The organism is Candidatus Pelagibacter ubique HTCC1062, assembly GCF_000012345.1.
Lineage (GTDB): Bacteria > Pseudomonadota > Alphaproteobacteria > Pelagibacterales > Pelagibacteraceae > Pelagibacter > Pelagibacter ubiqueversans.
The window spans coordinates 808,439-829,845 of sequence record NC_007205.1 but is presented as its reverse complement, the minus strand read 5'-3'; the positions used below and the strand labels follow the sequence as shown (position 1 = coordinate 829,845).

The 21,407-nt window shown below is 30.5% G+C and carries 20 protein-coding genes; 12 read left to right on the top strand and 8 right to left on the bottom strand.

What is annotated here, in order from left to right; genetic code table 11:
- Positions 1–20 precede the first annotated feature (20 nt).
- Entirely contained in the window at positions 21–437 is a 417-nt protein-coding gene (locus tag SAR11_RS04315) for a winged helix-turn-helix transcriptional regulator (protein WP_006997058.1), read from the top strand.
- 7 nt (positions 438–444) lie between these two features.
- On the opposite strand, the gene SAR11_RS04310 is transcribed toward SAR11_RS04315, so the two are convergent.
- Entirely contained in the window at positions 445–1,191 is a 747-nt protein-coding gene (locus SAR11_RS04310) for an FKBP-type peptidyl-prolyl cis-trans isomerase (RefSeq protein WP_006997059.1), read from the bottom strand.
- An 88-nt stretch (positions 1,192–1,279) separates the two neighbouring features.
- Between SAR11_RS04310 and SAR11_RS04305 the strand changes: the two genes are divergently transcribed.
- The 6 genes from SAR11_RS04305 to SAR11_RS04280 all read left to right on the top strand — a co-directional run bounded on the left by SAR11_RS04305 (position 1,280) and on the right by SAR11_RS04280 (position 7,056).
- Positions 1,280–2,875: a GMC family oxidoreductase gene (locus SAR11_RS04305; RefSeq protein WP_006997060.1), complete on the top strand. Its 1,596-nt coding sequence runs from the start codon at positions 1,280–1,282 to the stop codon at positions 2,873–2,875.
- Positions 2,875–3,465: a TerC family protein gene (locus SAR11_RS04300; RefSeq protein ID WP_011281998.1), complete on the top strand. Its 591-nt coding sequence runs from the start codon at positions 2,875–2,877 to the stop codon at positions 3,463–3,465. Before SAR11_RS04305 ends, SAR11_RS04300 begins: the two co-directional genes overlap by 1 nt.
- On the top strand, positions 3,466–4,224 hold the full coding sequence (locus SAR11_RS04295; protein ID WP_006997062.1) for an SDR family NAD(P)-dependent oxidoreductase: 759 nt from the start codon (positions 3,466–3,468) through the stop codon (positions 4,222–4,224).
- Positions 4,209–5,009 (top strand): M23 family metallopeptidase, encoded by an 801-nt coding sequence (locus SAR11_RS04290; RefSeq protein ID WP_011281997.1) that lies wholly within the window; start codon positions 4,209–4,211, stop codon positions 5,007–5,009. The genes SAR11_RS04295 and SAR11_RS04290 overlap by 16 nt, the downstream gene beginning before the upstream one ends.
- Positions 5,009–5,785, top strand: a complete 777-nt coding sequence (locus tag SAR11_RS04285; RefSeq protein WP_011281996.1) for a fumarylacetoacetate hydrolase — start codon at positions 5,009–5,011, stop codon at positions 5,783–5,785. Before SAR11_RS04290 ends, SAR11_RS04285 begins: the two co-directional genes overlap by 1 nt.
- Positions 5,786–5,904: 119 nt before the next feature.
- Entirely contained in the window at positions 5,905–7,056 is a 1,152-nt protein-coding gene (locus SAR11_RS04280; RefSeq protein ID WP_011281995.1) for a M24 family metallopeptidase, read from the top strand.
- Here the strand turns inward: SAR11_RS04280 and SAR11_RS04275 are convergent.
- Both SAR11_RS04275 and SAR11_RS04270 read right to left on the bottom strand, forming a co-directional pair.
- On the bottom strand, positions 7,053–8,345 hold the full coding sequence (locus tag SAR11_RS04275; RefSeq protein WP_011281994.1) for an NAD(P)H-dependent oxidoreductase: 1,293 nt from the start codon (positions 8,343–8,345) through the stop codon (positions 7,053–7,055). The genes SAR11_RS04280 and SAR11_RS04275 overlap by 4 nt on opposite strands.
- 14 nt (positions 8,346–8,359) lie before the next feature.
- The gene (locus tag SAR11_RS04270) at positions 8,360–8,974 is read right to left on the bottom strand and encodes an arylesterase (RefSeq protein ID WP_011281993.1); all 615 of its coding nucleotides are present in this window, start codon (positions 8,972–8,974) and stop codon (positions 8,360–8,362) included.
- Between SAR11_RS04270 and SAR11_RS04265 the strand changes: the two genes are divergently transcribed.
- Together SAR11_RS04265 and SAR11_RS04260 are read left to right on the top strand one after the other, a co-directional pair.
- Positions 8,973–9,638: an ABC transporter ATP-binding protein gene (locus SAR11_RS04265; protein WP_011281992.1), complete on the top strand. Its 666-nt coding sequence runs from the start codon at positions 8,973–8,975 to the stop codon at positions 9,636–9,638. The genes SAR11_RS04270 and SAR11_RS04265 overlap by 2 nt on opposite strands.
- A complete protein-coding gene (locus SAR11_RS04260) occupies positions 9,574–12,159 on the top strand; it encodes an ABC transporter permease (RefSeq protein WP_080502257.1) in 2,586 nt (861 codons plus the stop codon). Before SAR11_RS04265 ends, SAR11_RS04260 begins: the two co-directional genes overlap by 65 nt.
- On the opposite strand, the gene SAR11_RS04255 is transcribed toward SAR11_RS04260, so the two are convergent.
- Genes SAR11_RS04255 through xsc form a run of 4 tightly spaced genes read right to left on the bottom strand, consistent with a single transcriptional unit; the run spans position 12,160 to position 17,659 of the window.
- Complete coding sequence (locus tag SAR11_RS04255) at positions 12,160–13,464, bottom strand: NAD(P)/FAD-dependent oxidoreductase (protein WP_011281990.1); 1,305 nt, start codon at positions 13,462–13,464, stop codon at positions 12,160–12,162.
- A gap of 4 nt (positions 13,465–13,468) precedes the next feature.
- The gene (locus tag SAR11_RS04250; protein ID WP_006997071.1) at positions 13,469–14,218 is read right to left on the bottom strand and encodes an SDR family NAD(P)-dependent oxidoreductase; all 750 of its coding nucleotides are present in this window, start codon (positions 14,216–14,218) and stop codon (positions 13,469–13,471) included.
- Between the two features lie 15 nt (positions 14,219–14,233).
- Positions 14,234–15,835 carry a flavin-containing monooxygenase gene (locus SAR11_RS04245; protein WP_011281989.1) on the bottom strand — a complete coding sequence of 534 codons (1,602 nt, stop codon included), beginning with the start codon at positions 15,833–15,835 and terminating at the stop codon, positions 14,234–14,236.
- A gap of 39 nt (positions 15,836–15,874) precedes the next feature.
- Positions 15,875–17,659, bottom strand: a complete 1,785-nt coding sequence (xsc, locus tag SAR11_RS04240; RefSeq protein ID WP_006997073.1) for a sulfoacetaldehyde acetyltransferase — start codon at positions 17,657–17,659, stop codon at positions 15,875–15,877.
- A gap of 111 nt (positions 17,660–17,770) precedes the next feature.
- On the opposite strand from xsc, the gene SAR11_RS04235 reads away from it, so the two are divergent.
- From SAR11_RS04235 to SAR11_RS04225, 3 genes are read left to right on the top strand one after another with little or no spacing between them, the layout of a single operon-like run.
- Positions 17,771–18,055, top strand: coding sequence for a UxaA family hydrolase (locus tag SAR11_RS04235; protein ID WP_006997074.1), 285 nt, complete (start codon positions 17,771–17,773; stop codon positions 18,053–18,055).
- A 5-nt stretch (positions 18,056–18,060) separates the two neighbouring features.
- On the top strand, positions 18,061–19,227 hold the full coding sequence (locus SAR11_RS04230; protein ID WP_006997075.1) for a UxaA family hydrolase: 1,167 nt from the start codon (positions 18,061–18,063) through the stop codon (positions 19,225–19,227).
- 18 nt (positions 19,228–19,245) lie between these two features.
- On the top strand, positions 19,246–20,319 hold the full coding sequence (locus SAR11_RS04225) for a YeiH family protein (protein ID WP_011281988.1): 1,074 nt from the start codon (positions 19,246–19,248) through the stop codon (positions 20,317–20,319).
- Here SAR11_RS04225 and SAR11_RS04220 read toward each other — a convergent pair.
- Positions 20,316–21,398, bottom strand: coding sequence for a sulfite exporter TauE/SafE family protein (locus tag SAR11_RS04220; RefSeq protein WP_011281987.1), 1,083 nt, complete (start codon positions 21,396–21,398; stop codon positions 20,316–20,318). The two genes, SAR11_RS04225 and SAR11_RS04220, sit on opposite strands and share 4 nt — an antisense overlap.
- Positions 21,399–21,407: the final 9 nt, after the last annotated feature.

Genomic DNA, 21,407 nt, shown 5'->3' with positions numbered 1-21,407 from the left:
ACTAGTATATTAAACATACCATGGTAAATAAATTAGAAATAAATAAAGATCCATTAAATAATGCTTTAAAATTAATTAGTGGAAAGTGGAAAATTAAGATACTTGAAAAGTTAATTAATAAACCAATAAGATTTGGTAAACTTAAGAAAGATTTAAATACGATAACTGCTCAAATGTTGTCTAAACAATTAAAAGAAATGGAGAATGACACTCTAGTAAAAAGAAAGGTTATTAAATCAAACCCAATAACTGTTGAATATTCTTTAACACAATTTGGCAGCTCTAGCTTACCAATAATTAGAGCTTTAATTAAATGGGGAAGTATTAATAAAAGGAAAATGTCAAGCGTTATTGGAAAAGACCAGGAAAGAGCAATTGATTTATTAAATGATGAAATTAGATTTAAAAACTTACAAAGAAAAAACTTTTATCGATAGAATGATATTACTTATGAGGGCCAAGTTTTTTATTTTCACTCTGCCAAGCTTTAATTCCACCTTTTAAAACCGAAACATTAGTAAAGCCCAAGTCTTCAGAAAATGAATTAGCCAACATTGATGCCGTTTCTCCATCATGACTTATAAAAATCAAATTAACATCTTGAGATTGAGAAGCAGCTAGTGCTCTAATTTTATCCATAACATACACTTGAAATTTACCATTTTTATCAAAAGCTGTTTCTGGGAATGAACCTTTGATAACACCTGTTTTATCCCACTCTTCTTCTGTTCTAATATCAAGTGCCACAGCATTATTTTCAATCATTTCTATCAATTCATCTGATGAAACTGATTTATAACTAGGATCTAAAACGTCAATTACTTCAAATTCAAATATTAGATCTGTATTAGGTGGTATAATATCTCCACCACCCTTTTTTCCATAGGCTAATTCAGCTGGAATTTTAATTTTTCTTTTAGTTCCTTTGGTAGTTCCCATTATTCCTTGTTCAAAACCAGGAATTACCTCTTTCATACTCATTTGTACTACTAAAGGTCTATCTTTACCAATATTTGTATCAAAAACTTTTCCATTTTCAAATGAGCCTGTGTATTCAAGCTGAACCCAAGAATGCTTTATAATCTTTTTTCCCGTACCAGGCTTATCATTAATAATTTCAATTTCAACAGACTGAACGTGAAATGATAAAGATAAAAAAATTGTACATATAAATATTAATATTTTTTTCATTATTTTGTAGTTGTTCAAATATCAGAAATAAATATGCTTTTCTATATATTATTAGATTATTAATAAAAATTAATTTATAAAAATATATATGGATAATTTTGACTACATTATTATTGGAGCTGGATCAGCAGGTTGTGTTTTAGCAAATAGATTATCTGAAAATCCAAAAAACAAAGTCCTTTTAATTGAGGCTGGTGGTAAAGATAATTACCCATGGATTCATATACCAGTAGGATATTTCAAAACTATGCATAACCCCAATGTTGATTGGTGTTATAATACAGAACCGGATGAAACTATGAACAATAGGTCCATAAGGTATCCTAGAGGAAAAACTCTTGGAGGTAGCTCATCAATAAATGGTCTACTTTATGTTAGGGGTCAACACAGAGACTACGATGTTTGGAGGCAGCTAGGAAATAAAGGCTGGAGTTGGGAAGATGTATTACCTTATTTCATCAAAGCTGAAAATCAAGAACGAGGAGAAAGTGAATTTCATGGTGTAGGAGGTCCTTTGTCTGTTTCTGACCAACGAATACAATTGCCTTTATTAAATCAGTTTCAAAAAGCGGCTGAGGAATTTGGAATTCCAAAAACTAAAGATTTTAATACAGGAGACAATCATGGCTGTGGTTATTTTCAAGTAACAGAAAAGGATGGCTTTAGATGTAGTACTGCTGTTGGTTATTTAAACCCAGCTAAGAAAAGACCTAATTTAAAAATAGTTACAAAAGCTCATGTTAAAAAGATTAATTTTGAAAACAAAGTTGCTAAAGAAGTTGAGTATTGGATTGAAAATGAAATATTCACTGTAAGTGCAAATAAAGAAATTGTCTTATCTTCAGGAGCAATAGGTTCTCCACAATTATTACAAGTATCTGGAGTTGGAAATTCAGATAAATTAAAGGAACTAGGAATTGAAATGGTGCATGAATTAAAGGGTGTAGGTGAAAATTTACAAGACCATTTAATGTTTAGACCAATATATAAAATACAAAATATAAAATCTCTTAATAAAAAAATTAATAGTTTATTTGGTAACTTGTTAATTGGATTGGAATATATCTTTAATAGAAGTGGGCCCATGACTATGGGTGCAAGTCAAATGTGTATGTTTGCAAAAAGTGATCCTTCATTAGAGCTGCCTGATTTACAATGGCATGTTCAGCCAATGAGTATGGATACATTGGGAGCTACCAAAAACCATGATTTTCATGGTTTTACTCCAACAGTTTCACAAATTAGACCAACTAGTAGAGGTCATATTAGTATAACAGATAAAGACTCACGAACTTACGCAAAAATAAAAATGAATTATTTGTCGACAGATGAAGATAGAAAAATTGCAGCAGCTGGTCTTAAATTAACAAGAAAAATTGTTTTAGAATCTGAGACATTTAAAAAATTTAGCCCAGAAGAATACCGACCTGGAATTCATTTAACAGAAGATGAAGATATTTTAAAAGCAGCAGCAGATTATGCTCAAACTATTTTTCATCCTGTTGGAACATGTAAAATGGGTCAAGATGATATGGCCGTTGTTGATGATCAGCTAAAAGTTCATGGAATTAAAAATTTAAGAGTAATAGATGCATCAATAATGCCCAATATCACCTCTGGAAACACTAACGCACCCACAATAATGATTGCAGAAAAAGGTGCTGATATGATACTAAGCAGCTGATGTTTGCAGAATTATTCGGGCCTGAACAACTTATAATTTTAGGCCAAATTATATTTATCGATTTAGTATTAGCTGGTGATAATGCCATTATTATTGGAATGGTTGCCTCTAAATTTCCACCCGAACAAAGAAAAAAAGTAATTTTTTGGGGGATAGGTGGTGCAGTAATTTTAAGAATTATCTTAACCATGTTAACTGCTTATTTATTACAAATAACAGGATTAAGATTAATAGGAGGATTGCTTCTTCTTTATATAGTCTACAAACTCTATACAGATGTAATCAAAGGTCAGTCAGGTGATGAAGATATTAAAGTAGATAATTCAAGCTTTATGAAGGCTATATGGACAGTTTTACTTGCTGATTTTACGATGAGTTTGGATAATGTATTAGGTGTAGCTGGTGCTGCTGGTGATCACTATGTATTATTAATATTTGGTTTAGCTTTATCAATAATTCTTATGGCAACAGCTGCTACTGTAATATCAAGATGGATTAATGAATATAAATGGATAGCCTGGATTGGTTTAATTGCTATACTGGTTGTTGCTATCGAATTAATTTATACTGATTTAAAGTTATTTATTTAAATGTACTTACAAAAAATAAATCTTAAAAACAAATATGCATTAGTTACAGGTGCAGGTAAAGGATTGGGAAGAGCTTGCTCAATTGCTCTTGCTGAAGCTGGAGCTACAATCATTGCTTTAAGTAGAACTCAATCAGATCTTGATAAACTTGAAAAAGAAATAAAAAAGATAAAAGGTAAAGTTATCAAAGTTAATTGTGATGTAATGAATTATGAAGATCTTAAAGAAAAACTAGATAAGATTAAGATTATAGATATTTTAGTTAATAATGCTGGGACAAATATTCCAGAACCTTTTGAAAAAATTAAACAAGAAAACATGAACTACTTAGTAGATTTAAACCTTAAAGCTGCTTTTAATGTTGCTCAATTAGTTGTTAAAAAAATGTTAAAGAATAAAAAAAGAGGTGGATCTATTATTAATATGTCATCTCAACTTGGTCATGTTGGAATGTCTGGTAGAAATGTTTATAATATGACAAAATTTGGTATTGAAGGTTTGACTAAAGGTATGGGTGTTGAGCTTGCAAAAAACAATATTAGAGTAAATACAGTGGCCCCTACTTTTGTAGCAACACCGATGGTTAAAAGATTTTTTAAAAACAAAGAATTTAAAAAACTAGCTTTAGGCAATATTCCTATGGGAAAATTAGCAACAGAAAGTGATGTTGCAACAAGCGTTTGTTTTTTAGCTTCATCCGCTTCATCGATGATTACAGCCACATCAATCCTAGTAGACGGTGGATGGACAGCAAAGTAATATATAGATTACTTTCATTAGTAGCGTTATTTTTTTCAACTCAATCTTTTGCAGTAGAGTTTCAGGGAAAATTCATTCAAGGACATTACATTATTGGAAAAACTAAGCCTGGGTCATCAATTTTTGTAGATAAAAAAAAAGTTAAAGTCACAAAAGATGGTTATTTTGCATTTGGAATTGAAAAAGATAGAAAATTTGACATTACAATTACTGAAAATAACAAAAAAATTGTAAAAAAAATTAAAAAAAGAAAATATAATATTCAAAAAATTGAAGGCTTACCTAAAAAAAAAGTTACACCACCTGAAGAATTTTATGCAAGAATAAAAAAGGAAAACAAATTAATAGCTGATGCAAGAGAAATTGAAAGTGACTTACAGTTTTTTAAAGAAAAGTTTATTATCCCAGTTGATGATGCAATAATTACTGGTGTTTATGGTAGTCAAAGAATTTTAAATGGCATACCCAAATGGCCTCATTACGGTTTAGATTTTGCTCAAAAAAAAGGCACACCTGTTAAAGCAATGAATAACGGTGTTGTTACTCTGGCTGAAAAAGACTTATTTTATACAGGTGCAACTTTAATATTTGACCATGGTCATGGTGTTTCAACTCTCTACATGCATATGGATGAAATTTTTGTAAATGTAGGTGATCATGTTAAAAAAGGAGATATCATTGCTACAGTTGGTTCCTCTGGTAGGTCAACTGGACCACATCTTGATGTAAGACTTAATTGGTTTGGTACTAGACTAGATCCTGCAACTATATTAAACATTCAATAATGAAAAAAACCATATTAGAAAAAACAGCAGATAAATTAGTTAATGCTTTTGTTAACAATAAAATAATTGCACCACTTCCAATAAAATTTACAAAAACATTAAGTGAAGCTCAAAAGCTAAGAAAATTATGTGAGAGCAAAGTTAAAGATCCAATAATAGGATTTAAAGCTGCAGGGACAGGTATACCTGTCATGAAAAAACTTAAAGAAAAAAAACCTTTCTATGCTGCAATCTTTAAAAAGAATTTTATAAAAAGTGGAAAAAAAGTAAAAATTAATAAATCAACTTTAGGGATAGAACTTGAGGTTTGTTACCTAATTAAGAAAAACTTTTTCTCATCAAAAGGATCAATTACTACGAAAAATATAACAAAACATATTTCTCACATGGCAGCTTGTATTGAAGTTATTGGTTACAGACAAAAGAAAAAAGGCATTACTAGTTTTGGAGATTTATGTAGTGATTTTGGCGCTAATGTTAAGTTTTTAATTGGGCAAAAGAAAAAATATAAAAAAATTAATATTGGAAATTTAAAGACAAATATTGCTAATAAAAAAATTGGACAAAGCGTTAATGGAAATACAAATACTGTTTATATAAATCCATTAAACTCACTTAGATTTGTTTTGAATGAGTTAAAAAAAGATAAAGTAATTCTTGATAAAGATTTTTATGTATTTACAGGATCGACTGTTGGTGTTGTTCCAATCCTAGGTAAAGGTCTTTATACTGGAAAAGTTGATCAACTAGGTTCAGCTAAAGCTATTATTCATTAATTTTAGATTTTCATTTAAAAAACCTTAGTTTTTAACAATAATTTGGGTTCGTTTTACCAAAAAAAATCTTAATTTAAGGCTACTTGTGATTAATATTTTTAAAAGTTATAGTTTTTATTATGGCACTTCATTTTAGCAAACAAGAATTTGAGAAAAGAAAACTGGCTACATTAAAATCAATGAAAGAGCATAATCTTGATGCTCTTTTAATGTTTCGTCAAGAGTCTATGTTTTGGCTTACAGGCTACGATACCTTTGGTTATGTTTTCTTTCAAACATTAATATTGGACAATAAAGGGGATATTATTCTTTTAACAAGGGCTCCAGATTTAAGACAAGCACAAAATACATCAAACATTGAAGACATAAGAATTTGGGTAGATAAAGACCAGTCTAACCCTACAGATAATCTTAAAATAATTTTAAATGAATTAAATCTAAAAGATAAAAAAATCGGAGTTGAATACGAAGCTTACGGTATGACAGGTCGTAATGCTTTAAGACTTAATAAATCGCTAGAAGGTTATTGTGAGGTAGAAGATCAATCAGAATTAATCACCAAACATAGGGTTGTTAAATCTACTGAAGAAATTGTTTATGTAAAAAAAGCTGCAGAACTTGCAGATCAAGCGCTTGATGAGGCTTGGAAATATGCAAAAGCTGGTGCTAGTGAAGCAAAAATTTTAGCTGAAATGCAAAGAGTTGTTTTAGAAGGTGGCGGTGATTATCCAGCAAATGAATATATTATAGGCTCTGGACACAATGCATTATTATGCAGATATCAATCCGAGAAAAGAATTTTATCAGATACTGATCAGTTAACTATTGAATGGGCTGGTACTTATAAACATTATCACTCTGCAATGTTTAGAACTATTCCTATTGGTAAAGCTGATCCAAAGCATATTAAGATGCATGAGGCATGTCTTGAGGCTTTAACTAATTGTGCAAAAACCCTAATACCAGGAAAAACTGCAGGTGATGTATTTGATGTACATGCTAAAACTTTTGATGATCTTGGGTACAATAAATCAAGAATGAATGCTTGTGGCTATTCATTAGGGACAACCTTCTCACCCAATTGGATGGACTGGCCAATGTTATACACGGGTAATCCTTATGTAATAACTCCTGGTAATGTCTTCTTTATGCATATGATCTTAATGGATTCAGATAGTAAACTTGCTATGAATTTAGGTGAAACCTATTTGGTGACCGAGAATGGTAATGAGAGATTAGGTAAGCAAAAGTTGGATTTGGTTGTTCTTTAAATTAAATCATATTGATACTGTCTAGCTTTAACAACATCTTCTGGAAGATCTAACTCCACATCATCTAATCTTATAGATTGATCTTTATTAATATCTTTCTTAACAATTGCTCCATCAGTTAAACCAAGAGGTAAAATTTTTTCATCTTTTGATTTTTTAGAAGTAATTAATTTCCCTCTAGCACAAAAACCACCCTCACCGTCTAATCGCTCACCAATTTTTAAATCTTTTTTAGCATAAGCTGCAACATCTGCATTATAATTTATAGTTTGACCTGTTGCTTTTTGATCAAGTGCAATTGCATATATCGATTGAGCAAGTTCTAAACCAATATAATGATATGGCCTCCATATAGCTGAATAACTGCCAGACAAATCGGTCACCATTCCATAATCTTTAAAGCAATTTTTGACATATTGATTTTGAGCTTTAATTACTATGTAAACACCCCATCTAAGATCATTTGGAATATCTTTTTGATTTAAATCAATGCTAGATATCACCTCTACTTGACCTTCATAATCAATTAATCCTCCTTCCACTTTTGGAATTAATTTTTTAGCAATGTCATAAACCCCAACAGGTGGAAAAGTTAATCCATTACTTGGACATTTTAAATCTGATGCATTACTGACTGCACACATTTCAATTGCAGATTTATCTCCACATAAAAAACTATTAAACATTTTAGGATTCATACCAGATTCAATTTCAGCACGTTCTTTACTTAAACCGTAGTGACCCCAAACCGTGTCTGGTGTTGAATATTCAAAATCTGGGTGGTACTTCGTTCCTTTTCCTGCACAAACTACAAAAAAACCGTTTAACTTAGCCCATTCAATCTGTTCCATAATTAATGAAGGTTGATCACCATATGCCATTGAACAAATAACATTGTTTTCTTTTGCAAGATCAGCAAGGTATTTCCCACAAGTAACATCAGCTTCAACATTTACTAATATGATGTGTTTTTTGTTTTTAATAATCTTTACAGCATGAACTGTTCCTATAATTGGATTTCCAGTGGCTTCTATAAAAACTTCAACATCTCTATCAATTGCCTCATCTAAAGTAGTTACAAAATTTATTTTATTAACTGTCTCTGTAGTTAAACCGCTCTTAAGACAGTTTTTTTTGGCGTTATCAATATTAATATCAACGATAGTATCAATAGTAATTTTTTGTAATTGATTGTATTGAGCAAGAAACATGCTTACAAATTTTCCACAGCCAATGAATGCAACTTTTATCGGTTTTTTTCTGGATTGTAGTTTAGTATTTAAAAACATTTTATCACGATATACTATTTTTTTATAAAATTGATGATACTTTTTGTAAGTGTATCACTTATAATTATAGTTCCTTTTTCATTTGGGTGCATACCGTCTTCTTGATTAAGTTCAGGTTTTAAAGCAACTCCCTCTAATAAAAAAGGAATTAAATTTAACTCATATTTTTGAGCTAAACTTGGATAAATATTATCAAATTTTTTTTTATAACTAATTCCATGAGTTGTTGGTGCAATCATTCCTGCTAAAATTATTTCTATATTTTTTAATTTTGCTGTTTGAATAATTTTTTCTAAATTTTTTTCAGTCTCGATTGGGCTTATTCCTCTTAACATGTCATTAGCACCCAATCCTAAGATCATTAAGTCAATATTCGGTTGAGATAAAGACCATTCAACTCGATTTAATCCTCCAGCAGATGTGCTTCCAGATACACTTCCATCAATAATTCCAAGATCATAACCACTATCATTAAGGTTATTTTGAAGGACAATGGCTAAATGTTTTTCCTGTGGAAGACCATAGCCTGCCATTAAGCTATCACCAAATAAGATAACGTTTTCTAGAGCATTGACGTTTATGCTCACTAGACAGACGGCAATAATTTTAATAATAAATCTTTTAATCATGGATAGTCTTCTTAAGCTAAAAAACGTTAATCTTAAATACCAAACTGGTAATGATACTATTAAGGTTTTAAAGAATATTAATTTAGAAACTAAAAAAAATGAGTCTATTTCAATAGTGGGTGAAAGTGGATCTGGAAAAACTAGCTTAATCATGCTTGCTGGGGGACTAGAGAAAGCAACCTCTGGTAAGATATTTTTTGAAGATCAAGAAATATCTAAAATGAGTGAAGATGAAGTTTCTAAAATTAGAAGAAAAAATATTGGTATTGTTTTTCAATCTTTCTATCTTATTCCAAATTATACTGCTGTTGAAAATGTTGCTCTAACCTTAGAGTTAAATAATTTAAAAAACCCTACTGAACGAGCCAAAGAGTTGTTGGATCGATTTGGACTAAAAAATAGATTTAATAATTTACCTAGTCAACTTTCAGGTGGTGAACAACAACGTGTAGCAATTGCTAGAGCTATAGCCATGAAACCTAAGCTAATTTTGGCAGATGAACCTACGGGAAATTTAGATAGTGAAAATTCACAAATGATTGCAGATATTTTATTCAAATATATTAAAGAAGAAAAATCATCTTTAATTATGGTCACCCATGACCCAAAACTTGCAAATAAAGCAAAAAGAAAAATTAAAATCAAAGATGGAAAAATTGTCTAAGCTTTCAGAGTACAAGTTAACTTTGATATATGCCTTAAGAGACTTGAGTAGAAATTATAAAAAAATTTCTAGTATTATTCTAACACTTTTTATCAGCCTATTTATTTTAAGTTCAATTTTCACCATTGAAGATAGTTTGAATAAAGAATTAAATAATAATTCAAGAGCACTTTTAGGTGGAGATATTGAAATTGACTATAATCGTAATGTTGGCAACTTAGAATTAATTAACCAAGTTAAAGAATTTGCTACTGTTTCACAAATGGTTGAGTTTAGCACCATGATCTCAACTACCAACCAATCTAAAAATAAATCAATATTTTCTAGAATTAAAACAGTAGATCAAAATTACCCATTATTTGGCAAGGTAGGTTATGAACCAAGTGGTGCATTTGAAAAATTACAAACTATAGAGAATACAATCCTTGTTAATGAAAACATTTTCAAAAATCTCAATTTAAAAATTAATGATAAAATCAAAGTTCAAGATCAGTTATTTACTGTAATTGGTATCGTAAAATCAGTACCTGATATTGGGGGTGCTTTTGTATTTGGTGATTTTGCTTTAGCTGGCAAACAAACATTAGAATTATTAAAACTTAATAATCTAGGGAGCTTTTTAAATTATGAGTATAAAGTAAAATTTAATGAGGGAGATAATCCAAATACTTTATCTAAAAAAATTGAGCAGTTATTCAAAAATGAAAAGAAGGTTAGAATTAGATATCACGAAAAATCTGACGGTCCTTTAAAGAGAATAATTGATAATTTCTCTCAATTCTTATCTCTTGTATCAATCAGTGCAATGTTAATTGCAGGAATTGGAATTGCTAACACTCTACTTTCATTCATTAATCAGAATAATATGTCTATTGCAGTTAAGAAGTCTTTAGGCTTTTTCTCAAAGGATATAAAGATAGTCTACTATTTACAATTGCTCATTCTACTATTCATAATATCAACTGCCGCCTACTCTTTTAGTTTCTTTCTAGTCCCTATTGTTGATGTTTATCTGTCAGCTGGTCTTGGATTAAATATTGAAGGTAGTTTTTCTATTCTTAATTATTTCAAAGTTTTTTTAGTAGGGTTATTAGTATTAATCATATTTTCTATACCAACCATTAATGCAATTGATCAAGTTAAGGCATCAAACTTATTTAGAAATGTATTTCAAAACCTTCAATTTTATTATTCAAAAAAATCAATTCTTTTAAGTCTGTTACTATTATCAATTTTAATTTCTTTATTTACCATCGGTTCTGCTCGACCTGTTTATAGTTTGGGTTATTTTGGAGCTTTCTTTGTTTGTTTATTAGTCTTCTACTTATTATCAAACTTAATCATTAAATTGTTTAAAGGACTTAAAGAGCATCCAAATATTTCAATTAAAGTATCAGTTAAAAATATTACTCAAACTAAAAGTATTACCCCTATAACTATTATGTCTTTAGGTTTGGGGGTCACTTTACTATTAACTTTAGCTTTTGTAGGTTCAAATTTTAAAAGAGAAATTGCTAAATCTATACCAGAACTTGCGCCTGATTATTTTTTCATTGGTATTCAAAGTGATGAAAGACAAATATTTGAAGATTTAATTTTTGACATGGATAAAGAAGCTAACCTTGAAATTGTTCCAATGGTTTCAACAGGTATTGTAAAAATAAATGGAATAGATCCAAATACTTATATCGATTCAAGTAATGATAGCCACTGGGTGATCAGAAATGACAGAAGGTCTTCTTGGGCTGATAAAGTTTTAAAAGATAACCCAATTGTAGAAGGCAAATGGTGGGATCTAGATAGACCTGATAAACTTCAAATTTCACTTGATAGTAAAATTGCTAAAGATTTTGATATTAAAATTGGTGATATTTTTACTCTTAATATTTATGGACGTGAAATTGAAGGTGAAATAGTAAATTTTAGATTAGTAGACTACAGAGATTTTTCTATTAACTTTGCAATGTTATTAAATCCTCAATTTGCAAAAAATATACCTCACGAATATTTGGCTACTTCAAAGTTTAAAAGTTTAGAGAATTTTAACGAAACTGCTTTACTAGATAAAATGCCTAGTCTTTCTATTATAAAAATTACTGATTACTTGGAGAAAGTAACAGATCTTTTAAACAAAGTGTTTATTGCTGTAACCGTTATCTCTGCAATAACTATAGTCATTGGTTTAATTGTCATTTCAAGTGCAATTATAGTTCAGGGTAAAATTAAAGAATTTCAAAATTTAATATTCAAAATTTTAGGTTTTTCCAAAGTTGAGGTTATACTTTCTTCAATTATTGAGTTTTTTATAATATTCACATCCATAATTCTAATAGCTCTCTTTTTTGCGATCATAGGTTCACAATTTATCATTGAAAATATTTTTCAAATCACTTGGAAGTTTGATTTAGCAATATTTTTACAGGTAACTATTGGAATTGGGCTTGCAACATTAATCTTAATTATGATTACTAATTTTAAGTATTTAAGCCCTAAAGTTTATCCACTTATAAGAAATCAATAACTACACATCAGATCGAGATCTAAACCTCTCAAACATCAATCTTGTTTTAACCCCAATATTTAAAAAAGGCTGAGGTGGAAGCCAAGTAGGTTTAGTTCTAGATTCTATTATATTAATTTCATCACTATTTTCATTACTTGCTTTAATTGCTATCTGTTCACCAAATAAAGTTCCAACTCCAATACCAGAACCGTTATAGCAGCCTGCCACAAAAACATTGTCTTCTACTTTTTCAAAAATTTGTGAACTATTTCTAGTTCTAGATACAACCCCAGACCAACTAGATTCAATAATATTATCTGCTAAACTTGGAAATCTTTTTTTTATTCCAAGTTTTTGAGTTAAAGATCTTTCATCCAACTCTGTTTTAGACATTTTAAAAGGACTATGAACTTCAGCAGTGTTTCTAATTAAAATTCTTTTATCTTTTGTCATTCTAATGGTTGCGCCCATTGGTCTAATAGGTAGCACACCCCACTCTCTAGGCTCACCAATAGACTTAAATTCTCTATCAGTTAATGGTCTTGTCATGCTTGCAGTTAAAGTTAAGGGAAAATTATAATTTTTTTTTACACCAAGTGATTTTAAAAAACCATTAGTACAAAAAATAATCTTTTTAGTAATTATTTGATGCTTATTAAATTTACAAATAATTCTATCAGTATTTTTTGCCCATTCATTTAGCTGAGAATTCTCAAGCAACTCAACATTATCAGGTAAGGTATCAATCATAGCTCTGACTAATTTTCCCGGATGCAATAACACTCCACCTTTGGTATAAAGGGCAAGGTTATAAAAATTTGTACCTAATCTTTTACTTAAATCATCTTTTTCTAAAATATTATGTCCGAAGTTTAATTTTGACAAAGTTTTACTAAAATTTTCTAATATCTTTCTATCTTTTTGATTTGATGAGGCAAAATATTTTCCACTTTCATTCCAATCACAATCTACCTGATGTTCTTTAATAAACTTTTTTACAACATCAATTCCCAATTTATAAATGTCTGTTTTCTTTCTATATTTAGAAAGTTCTTTGTTAGACGTGAAACCATCATTAAGTGTAGTATCAACTAAATAACCAGAGTTCCTTCCACTTGCACCCTCACCTGCTAATTGGGCATCTACAACAATAATTTTTTGATCTGGATGAAGTTCTGATAATTTTCTAGCAGCAGACAAACCTGTATAACCAGCACCTACTATTAACCAGTCACAAGATTTATCTTTATCTAAATTTTTTATATTAGATCTTCTATCAAGGTCACTAATCCAGCTACAGCCTAAGTCGTTTACTATCCTCATATTTTTAGTATGTTGCTCTTCCGCCCGTAAGATCATAAACGGCACCAGTAGCAAAAGAATTTTCTTCACTAGAAAGCCAGGAAACTAAAGAGGCTAACTCTTCAACTTTAGCAAATCTTTTTCTAGGAATTTTTGAAAGCATATAGTCTATAAATTCAGGTTCCATTTCATCAAAAATTCTTGTTTTTGCAGCTGCAGGTGTAACACAATTAACAGAAATATTTTTATCAGCTAATTCTTTTCCTAAAGATTTAGTTAAAGCGATAGTTCCAGCTTTAGCAGAACTGTAACATGCTGCAGTTGGGTTTCCTTCTTTTCCAGCATTTGATGAAATGTTAACAATTCTTCCATAATTATTTTTAATCATGTGAGGAACAACAGCCTTACAGCAGTAGTATGTTGCTGTTAAATTAATTTTTAAAATCTTTTCCCATTCATCAATTGGGTAATCCCATGTATTTGCATTTATCCCATGGTATCCAGCGTTGTTAACAAAAATATCTATCTTATTACAAATCTTTAAAACTTGTTTGATGCCTTCTTTAACTTTTTTATAATTTGTTATATCAATTGGAAAAGCATAACATTTCTTTGAATTTATAATTTTTATTGCGTCTTTAGTAGCTATTGAATCTATATCCCAAATTACAACAGTTGCACCAGATTCTATAAAGCGTTTTGAAATAGCCAATCCAAAACCTTGAGCTCCTCCAGTTACTACTGCAATTTTATTTTTTAAATCAATTTTATTCATAATTATTAAATAATTTTAATGCTTATCAAAATTAAAACCTTCATAGTTTTTTAAAACAATGTCTTCACAAATCTTTTTATACTTTGGAAGTCCAGATGGGTAAGGCATAAAAACTTTGGGTTTTCCTTCAATATTACCGCCATACAACCATGAGCTTTTAGACTCTGGTATTAATGTTTCTTCTACAGCTTTATCAATTACCCCTCTCCACTTTAAAGAGTAATCATTATTAGTTTCAATTGTTGAATATTTATTTTTTTCCATATGTGAAATACAATCAGTTATAAACTCGACATGTTGCTCTATAGCCATTGGAACATTTGTTAATACTGAGGGACTTCCAGGTCCGGTAATGGTAAAAAAATTAGGAAATCCAGGTATCTGTAGACCTAAATAAGTTAATGGACCATTTTTCCATAATTCACTTAGTTTGATATTATTTTTACCCACCATATCAATTGATAATAGTGCACCTGTAATAGCGTCATACCCTGTTGCAAATACAATTATATCAAATTCATAGTTATTTTCTATGGTGCTGATTCCAGTTTCAGTAATTTCTTTTATTGAGTCTTTCGAGATATCAATTAATTCGACATTATCTTTATTAAAAGTTTCATAATAATCAGTATTTAAAGTTGGTCTTCTAGTTGCAAATGGATATTTAAAATCTGTCACAACTTTAGCATAATGTTTATTTAGCATTGTTGTCTCTACCTTTTCTTTAATAAAATTAACAATTGTTTTATTAGCATCCAAATTTGTTGTTATATCTTTAAAAAGACCGCGAAAACCCAACCCACCCTTTTGCCACCCGTTTTCATAAATTTTTTTTCTATCTTCATTACTGACATCAAAAGTGGACTGACTTGAAAAATGAAAAGCGTGACCAGTTGGTGTTGACTTAATTAAATCTCTAATTTCTTGATAATTATCTTTTATCTTTTTCTTATATTTATCATTAACAATTTCATTTCTTGCTGGAATACTAAAATTTGGTGATCTCTGAAAAATTGAAAGCTTCTTTGCTGATTTAGCTATCTCGGGTGCCAACTGTATTCCAGTAGAACCAACACCAATTTGTGCAACTCTTTTATTTTTAAAATCTACACCAGTATGAGGCCATTTTCCTGTATGGTACCATTTACCTTTAAATTTTCTTAAACCATTTATTTTTGGAATGTTTGCTGCTGATAAACAGCCAACAGCACTAATTAAATATTTGCATAAAAAAGTTTTGTCTTTATTGGTTTTGATGTTCCATAAATTACTTTTTTCATCGAAATGTGCTTTAATAACTTTATTATCAAAAAGCATATCTTTTTTTAAACTTAATTTTTCAACAACATAATTTAAATATTCTAATATGATGTCTTGCTTTGAATATCTTTCTGGCCATGACCAATTTTCAAATATCTCTTTTGAAAATGTAAAGTTGTAAGTATGACTTTCTGAGTCACATCTGGCCCCTGGATATCTATTCCAATACCAAGTACCACCTAAGTCCTTACCTGACTCAATTACTAGAGTGTTAAGTTTTAATTTATCTCTTAAGCTATGTAATTGATAAATACCTGAAAAGCCTGCACCAATTATTATAGCATCATAACTAACCATAATAGAATATTATGGTATTTTATTTGATATTAAAACAATTTATGAAACTAGCGAAGGTTGCTTGATCATGTCTTCTTTTTTGATCCCTGCAACTTTAACTGGTCTTTTCATAGCATCTCTTCTGAAAGGCTCTCCCAGTTCTTGGTTAAGAATTACTTCAATAAATGTTGTAATCCCTTTCTTTTGATCTTCACATGATTGCTTGATAGCAGCAGTAGTCTCTTCCATGGTTCGAACAGTAACCCCTTTTAATCCACAAGCATCAGCAACTTTTGCATAACTTAATTCTGGATCAAGCTCTGTTCCAACGAAGTTATCATCAAACCATAAAGTAGTATTTCTTTTTTCAGCACCCCATTGGTAATTTCTAAAGATTACCATTGAAATTGCTGGCCATTCTGATCTAGCACATGAGCTCATTTCGTTCATGCTAATACCAAATGCACCGTCACCTGCAAAACCAATTACTGGTGTATCAGGACATCCAATTTTTGCTCCAAGAATTGCTGGAAAACCATAACCACAAGGACCAAATAATCCTGGTGCTAAATATTTTCTACCTTTTTCAAATGTTGGATAAGCATTTCCAATTGCACAGTTATTACCAATATCACTTGAGATAATTACATCATCAGGCATACCTGCTTGAATTGCTCTCCATGCTTCTCTAGGAGACATTCTATCTGCATCTCTTTTTCTTGCTTCTGCATTCCAAACTGTACCTTCATCATCATCTTCGTGATCTAAACTTGATAACTCTTGTAACCAAGCAGATTTAGTTTGGTGAATTGTATTTTTTCTCTCTTCTCTATTTGTATCTCCTGCTGTTGGAGAAAGTTGAGCTAAAATTTGTTGTGATACTAATTTTGCATCCCCACAAATACCAACTGTGACTTTTTTAGTTAAACCAATTCTATCTGAATTCATATCAACTTGAATGATACTTGCATCTTTAGGCCAGTAATCCATTCCATAACCTGGTAAAGTTGAGAAAGGATTTAATCTTGTACCAAGTGCAAGAACAACATCAGCTTTCTTAATTAATTCCATTCCAGCTTTTGATCCATTATAGCCTAAAGGTCCAGCTGCTAATGGGTGACTTCCTGGAAAACTATCATTATGTTGATACCCTGAACAAACTGGAGCATCTAATTTCTCAGCTAATTTTTTACAATCTTCAATTGCCCCACCAATAACAACACCTGCACCAGATAGTATTACTGGAAACTTAGCGTTTGATAATAAGTCAGCTGCTTTTTTAATTGCATCAACTCCACCTGCTTGCCTTTCAAGTCTAACAATTGGAGGAAGATCTATATCAATTACTTGTGTCCAATAATCTCTTGGAACATTTATTTGTGCTGGAGCTGATCCTCTGATCGCTTTTTCAATTACTCTATTTAATACTTCTGCCATTCTTGAAGGGTCTCTAACTTCTTCTTGATAGCAAACCATATCTTTAAATAAATTCATTTGTTCTACTTCTTGAAAGCCACCTTGACCCATAGTTTTATTGGCAGCTTGAGGTGTTACTAATAATAATGGTGTGTGGTTCCAGTATGCAGTTTTAATTGGTGTTACAAGACCGGTAATTCCAGGACCGTTTTGAGCAATAACCATTGACATTTTGCCAGTAGATCTTGTGTAACCATCAGCAATTAATCCACCGTTTGTTTCATGAGCAACATCCCAAAAGGTAATTCCAGCATCAGGAAAGATATCTGAAATAGGCATAAAAGCTGAACCGATAATTCCGAATGCGTGTTCAATTCCATGCATTTGTAAAACTTTTACAAAAGCTTCTTCTGTTGTCATTTTAGTCATAATAATTAGGCCTTCCTGCTTAAGTTGTTAAAAAATCTATAAATAATTTGTTAATTTTAAAGATTAATATATAAGATTTAAAAAATTTCAAACAAACAAATCGACACAATTATGGCTACAGATATTATTATACACGACGAGAAAGACAACGTAGGAGTAGTTGTTATTGATAAAATTACTCCAAAACAAGATTGCGCATGTTGGATTATGGAGAATGATAAAACAGTTCAAATTCAATCAGTAGATGAAATTCAATTAGGACATAAAATTGCAATGGTTGACCTTAATGAAGGTGATACTATTTTGAAATATGGTCACGATATTGGAAAAGTAGTTAAATCAATCAAAAAAGGTGAACATGTTCACGTTCACAATGTAAAAACGAAGAAGTGGTAAAAAATATGGAAATTCCAAAAAGTTTTTTAGGTTATAAAAGAGAAAATGGCAGAGTTGGTACTAGAAATCACGTAATCATCTTACCTGTAGATGATATATCAAATGCTTGTGCTGAAGCTGTAGCAAATAATATTAAAGGTACAATAGCTCTTCCTCACTCTTACGGAAGACTTCAATTTGGTGCTGATTTAGATCTACACTTTAGAACAATGATTGGGACTGGGAAAAATCCTAACGTTGCTGCTGTAATTGTTATTGGAATTGAACCTAAATGGACAAAAAGAATTGTTGATGAAATTGCTAAAACTGGAAAACCAGTTGAAGGATTTCACATTGAAAGAACTGGTGATATTGGAACAATCATGAAGGCTTCTAAAAAAGCACAAGAATTTGCAATGTGGGCTTCTGAAAAACAAAGAGAAGAATGTCCTTTAAGCGATTTATGGATTTCAGTTAAATGTGGTGAATCTGATACAACATCAGGTCTTGCTGCTAACCCAACAGTTGGAAACTTAATGGATAAATTAGAGCCATTAGGAGTTCATTTATGTTTTGGTGAAACCTCAGAATTAACTGGTGCTGAAAAAGTTTGTGCTACACGTGGTGCCACTCCAGAAGCTTCAGAAAAATTCATGAAAACTTGGAGCGATTACAACGACTTTATTTTAAAAGAAGCAACAGATGATCTTTCTGAAAGTCAACCAACTGCGGGAAATATTGCAGGTGGATTAACTACAATTGAAGAAAAAGCATTTGGTAATTTCCAAAAAATTGGAAATTGTAAGTTTATTGATGTTTTAGAACCAGCTGAAGAGCCTACTAAAGGAAAAGGATTATACTTTATGGATACTTCATCTGCTGCAGCAGAGTGTATTACACTTCAAGCAGCTGCTGGATTTAACATTCATTTATTCCCAACAGGTCAAGGTAATATCGTAGGTAATCCAATTGAACCTGTTGTTAAGTTAACTGCCAACCCATTAACTGTAAAAGGTATGGGTGAGCATATTGATTGTGATGTATCGAAAATTCTATCTCGTGAAATGAATTTATCACAAGCTGGTGACGAATTAATCAAATCAATGATTAGAGTTGCTAACGGTAGATTAACTTGTGCTGAAGCTTTAGGTCATAAAGAGTTTGTTATGACTAAACTTTACAGAAGTGCTTAAAAATTTATCTATAAAGTAATGTTATTTAAAAAATATCTGGTCATTTTGCCAGGTATTGTTTTAGCGTTTGTTCTCTACAGTTTATCTCAAGGATTTAATAATATTATTGGTATTGAATTATTAGGTTACGATAAAAGTCCAATATCGACAGCCATGATTGCTATTTTACTTGGAATGCTTTTTGGAAATATATTCAAAATAAGAGATAACTTTGTAAAGGGTTTGGACTTTACTCAATCATATATTCTCAAACTTGGAATAATTTGTTTAGGAATTCAATTAAAACCTTTTGAGTTTTTAGAATTTGGAGCTGTGGCTATACCTTTAATTATAATTTGTATTGTAACAGTACTAATAGTTATAAAACTGTTAATTAAAAAACTTAAAATCCCAACAAGAATGGCTTACTTAATATCTATTGGTAGCACAGTTTGTGGGACAACAGCAATTATGGCAACTGCTCCAGTAATTGGTGCAAAAAAAAATGAAGTATCATATGCAATTGCTAACATCACTTTGTTTGGAATTTTATCGATGCTTATATATCCTTATTTTGCTAATTATTACTTTGATGCTGAACCAATGTTTGTTGGTTTATTTTTAGGTACATCAATTCATGAAACATCGCAAGTTGCTGCAGCTGGACTTATTTACGATCAACAGTTTAACAGCCCAGAAACATTGAATATTGCAACAGTCACAAAATTAATAAGAAATACTTTTTTGGTAATAATGATTCCATTATTTGCATTTCTTTATAATAGAAACAATGTTGTTAAAAAAAATTACTCAATATTGGCTATTTTCCCTTATTTTGTAATAGGTTTTGTAGCTATGATAATTTTAAGAAATATTGGGGATCAATTTTTTTTAAACTCATATAATAATTTATGGATAGAGACAGTTGATATTATCAAATCATCTTCAAAAGTATTTTTAACAATGGCAATGGCTGCTATTGGTTTATCTACAAATCTGAGAGATCTTAAAAGCATGGGTTACAAACCTTTTTTAGTCGGATTTATAGGGATGGCGACAGTAGGTTTGGTAAGTATTTTGAGTATAGAATTCTATATTAACTTTTTAAACTAAGACTTCTTCAGTAACATCTTTTTTTTGAAATTAGAGAAAATACGTCTAATAAGAGCAGCACCTACACCCAACAGAATTGCAAACATAATTGAAAATAACCCGTAAAAGAATGGCATGTCTTCTGAAAATTCTAAAATAAATAATGAGAAAAAATTCAAATCTGCATTTAAAACTTGTATTATTTCTTTTTCAGTTTGTTCTGCAAAAAAAGTTTCATAGGCAATAGCTATTCCAACTATCAATAATAAAATTGCCAGTAATGCTTTTAAACCAGAACTATCAATTTTTTCACCAAGTTTCTGTCCCGCTTGAACCCCTACAATTGATCCAATAACTAACATAAATACCAACATTAAATCTATAGAACCAAAATTAATTGAATGCAAAAAAGTAACTATGACACTGACAAAAATTGTAACAAACAAAGAAGTTCCTGGAACTAATTTTGTTGGCATTTTAATTATATAAATCATTGCGGGTACTAATATAAAAGCACCACCTATCCCCATTATAGCGGCAATAAATCCTACAACTAAACCAATTATAATTGGAGTAAAAATACTTTCGTATAATTTTGATTTTGGAAACCTCATTCTTAATGGAAGACCATGTATCCAATAATGAACGTGTAATTTTTTTTTAACTACAAGATTTCTTTTTGCTCTGTCTATTTCTCTAAGACTTTCAACCAACATTAATGTACCAATAATTGCAAGTATATACATGTAGGCTAAAGAAATAACCGTATCAATCTTTCCAATACCTTTAAAATATGTAAAAGTATAAATACCTAAAGCTGTTCCAATTGATCCACCAATTACAATCATAAGACCCATTTTGTAATCTAAAGTATTTTTTAAATAATGAGTTGTTGATCCTGATACTGATGTTGCAAGAATATTGTTAGCTTCATTTGCAACCGCATATGCAGGTGGCACACCTAAAAAAATTAAGAATGGCGTCATTAAAAAACCACCACCAACACCAAATAAACCAGAAAGTACTCCAACGATTGCACTCAATAAAAGTATTTCAATCGGGTTAACAAATACTTGAGCTATTGGTAAAAATACATCCATAAAAAATTA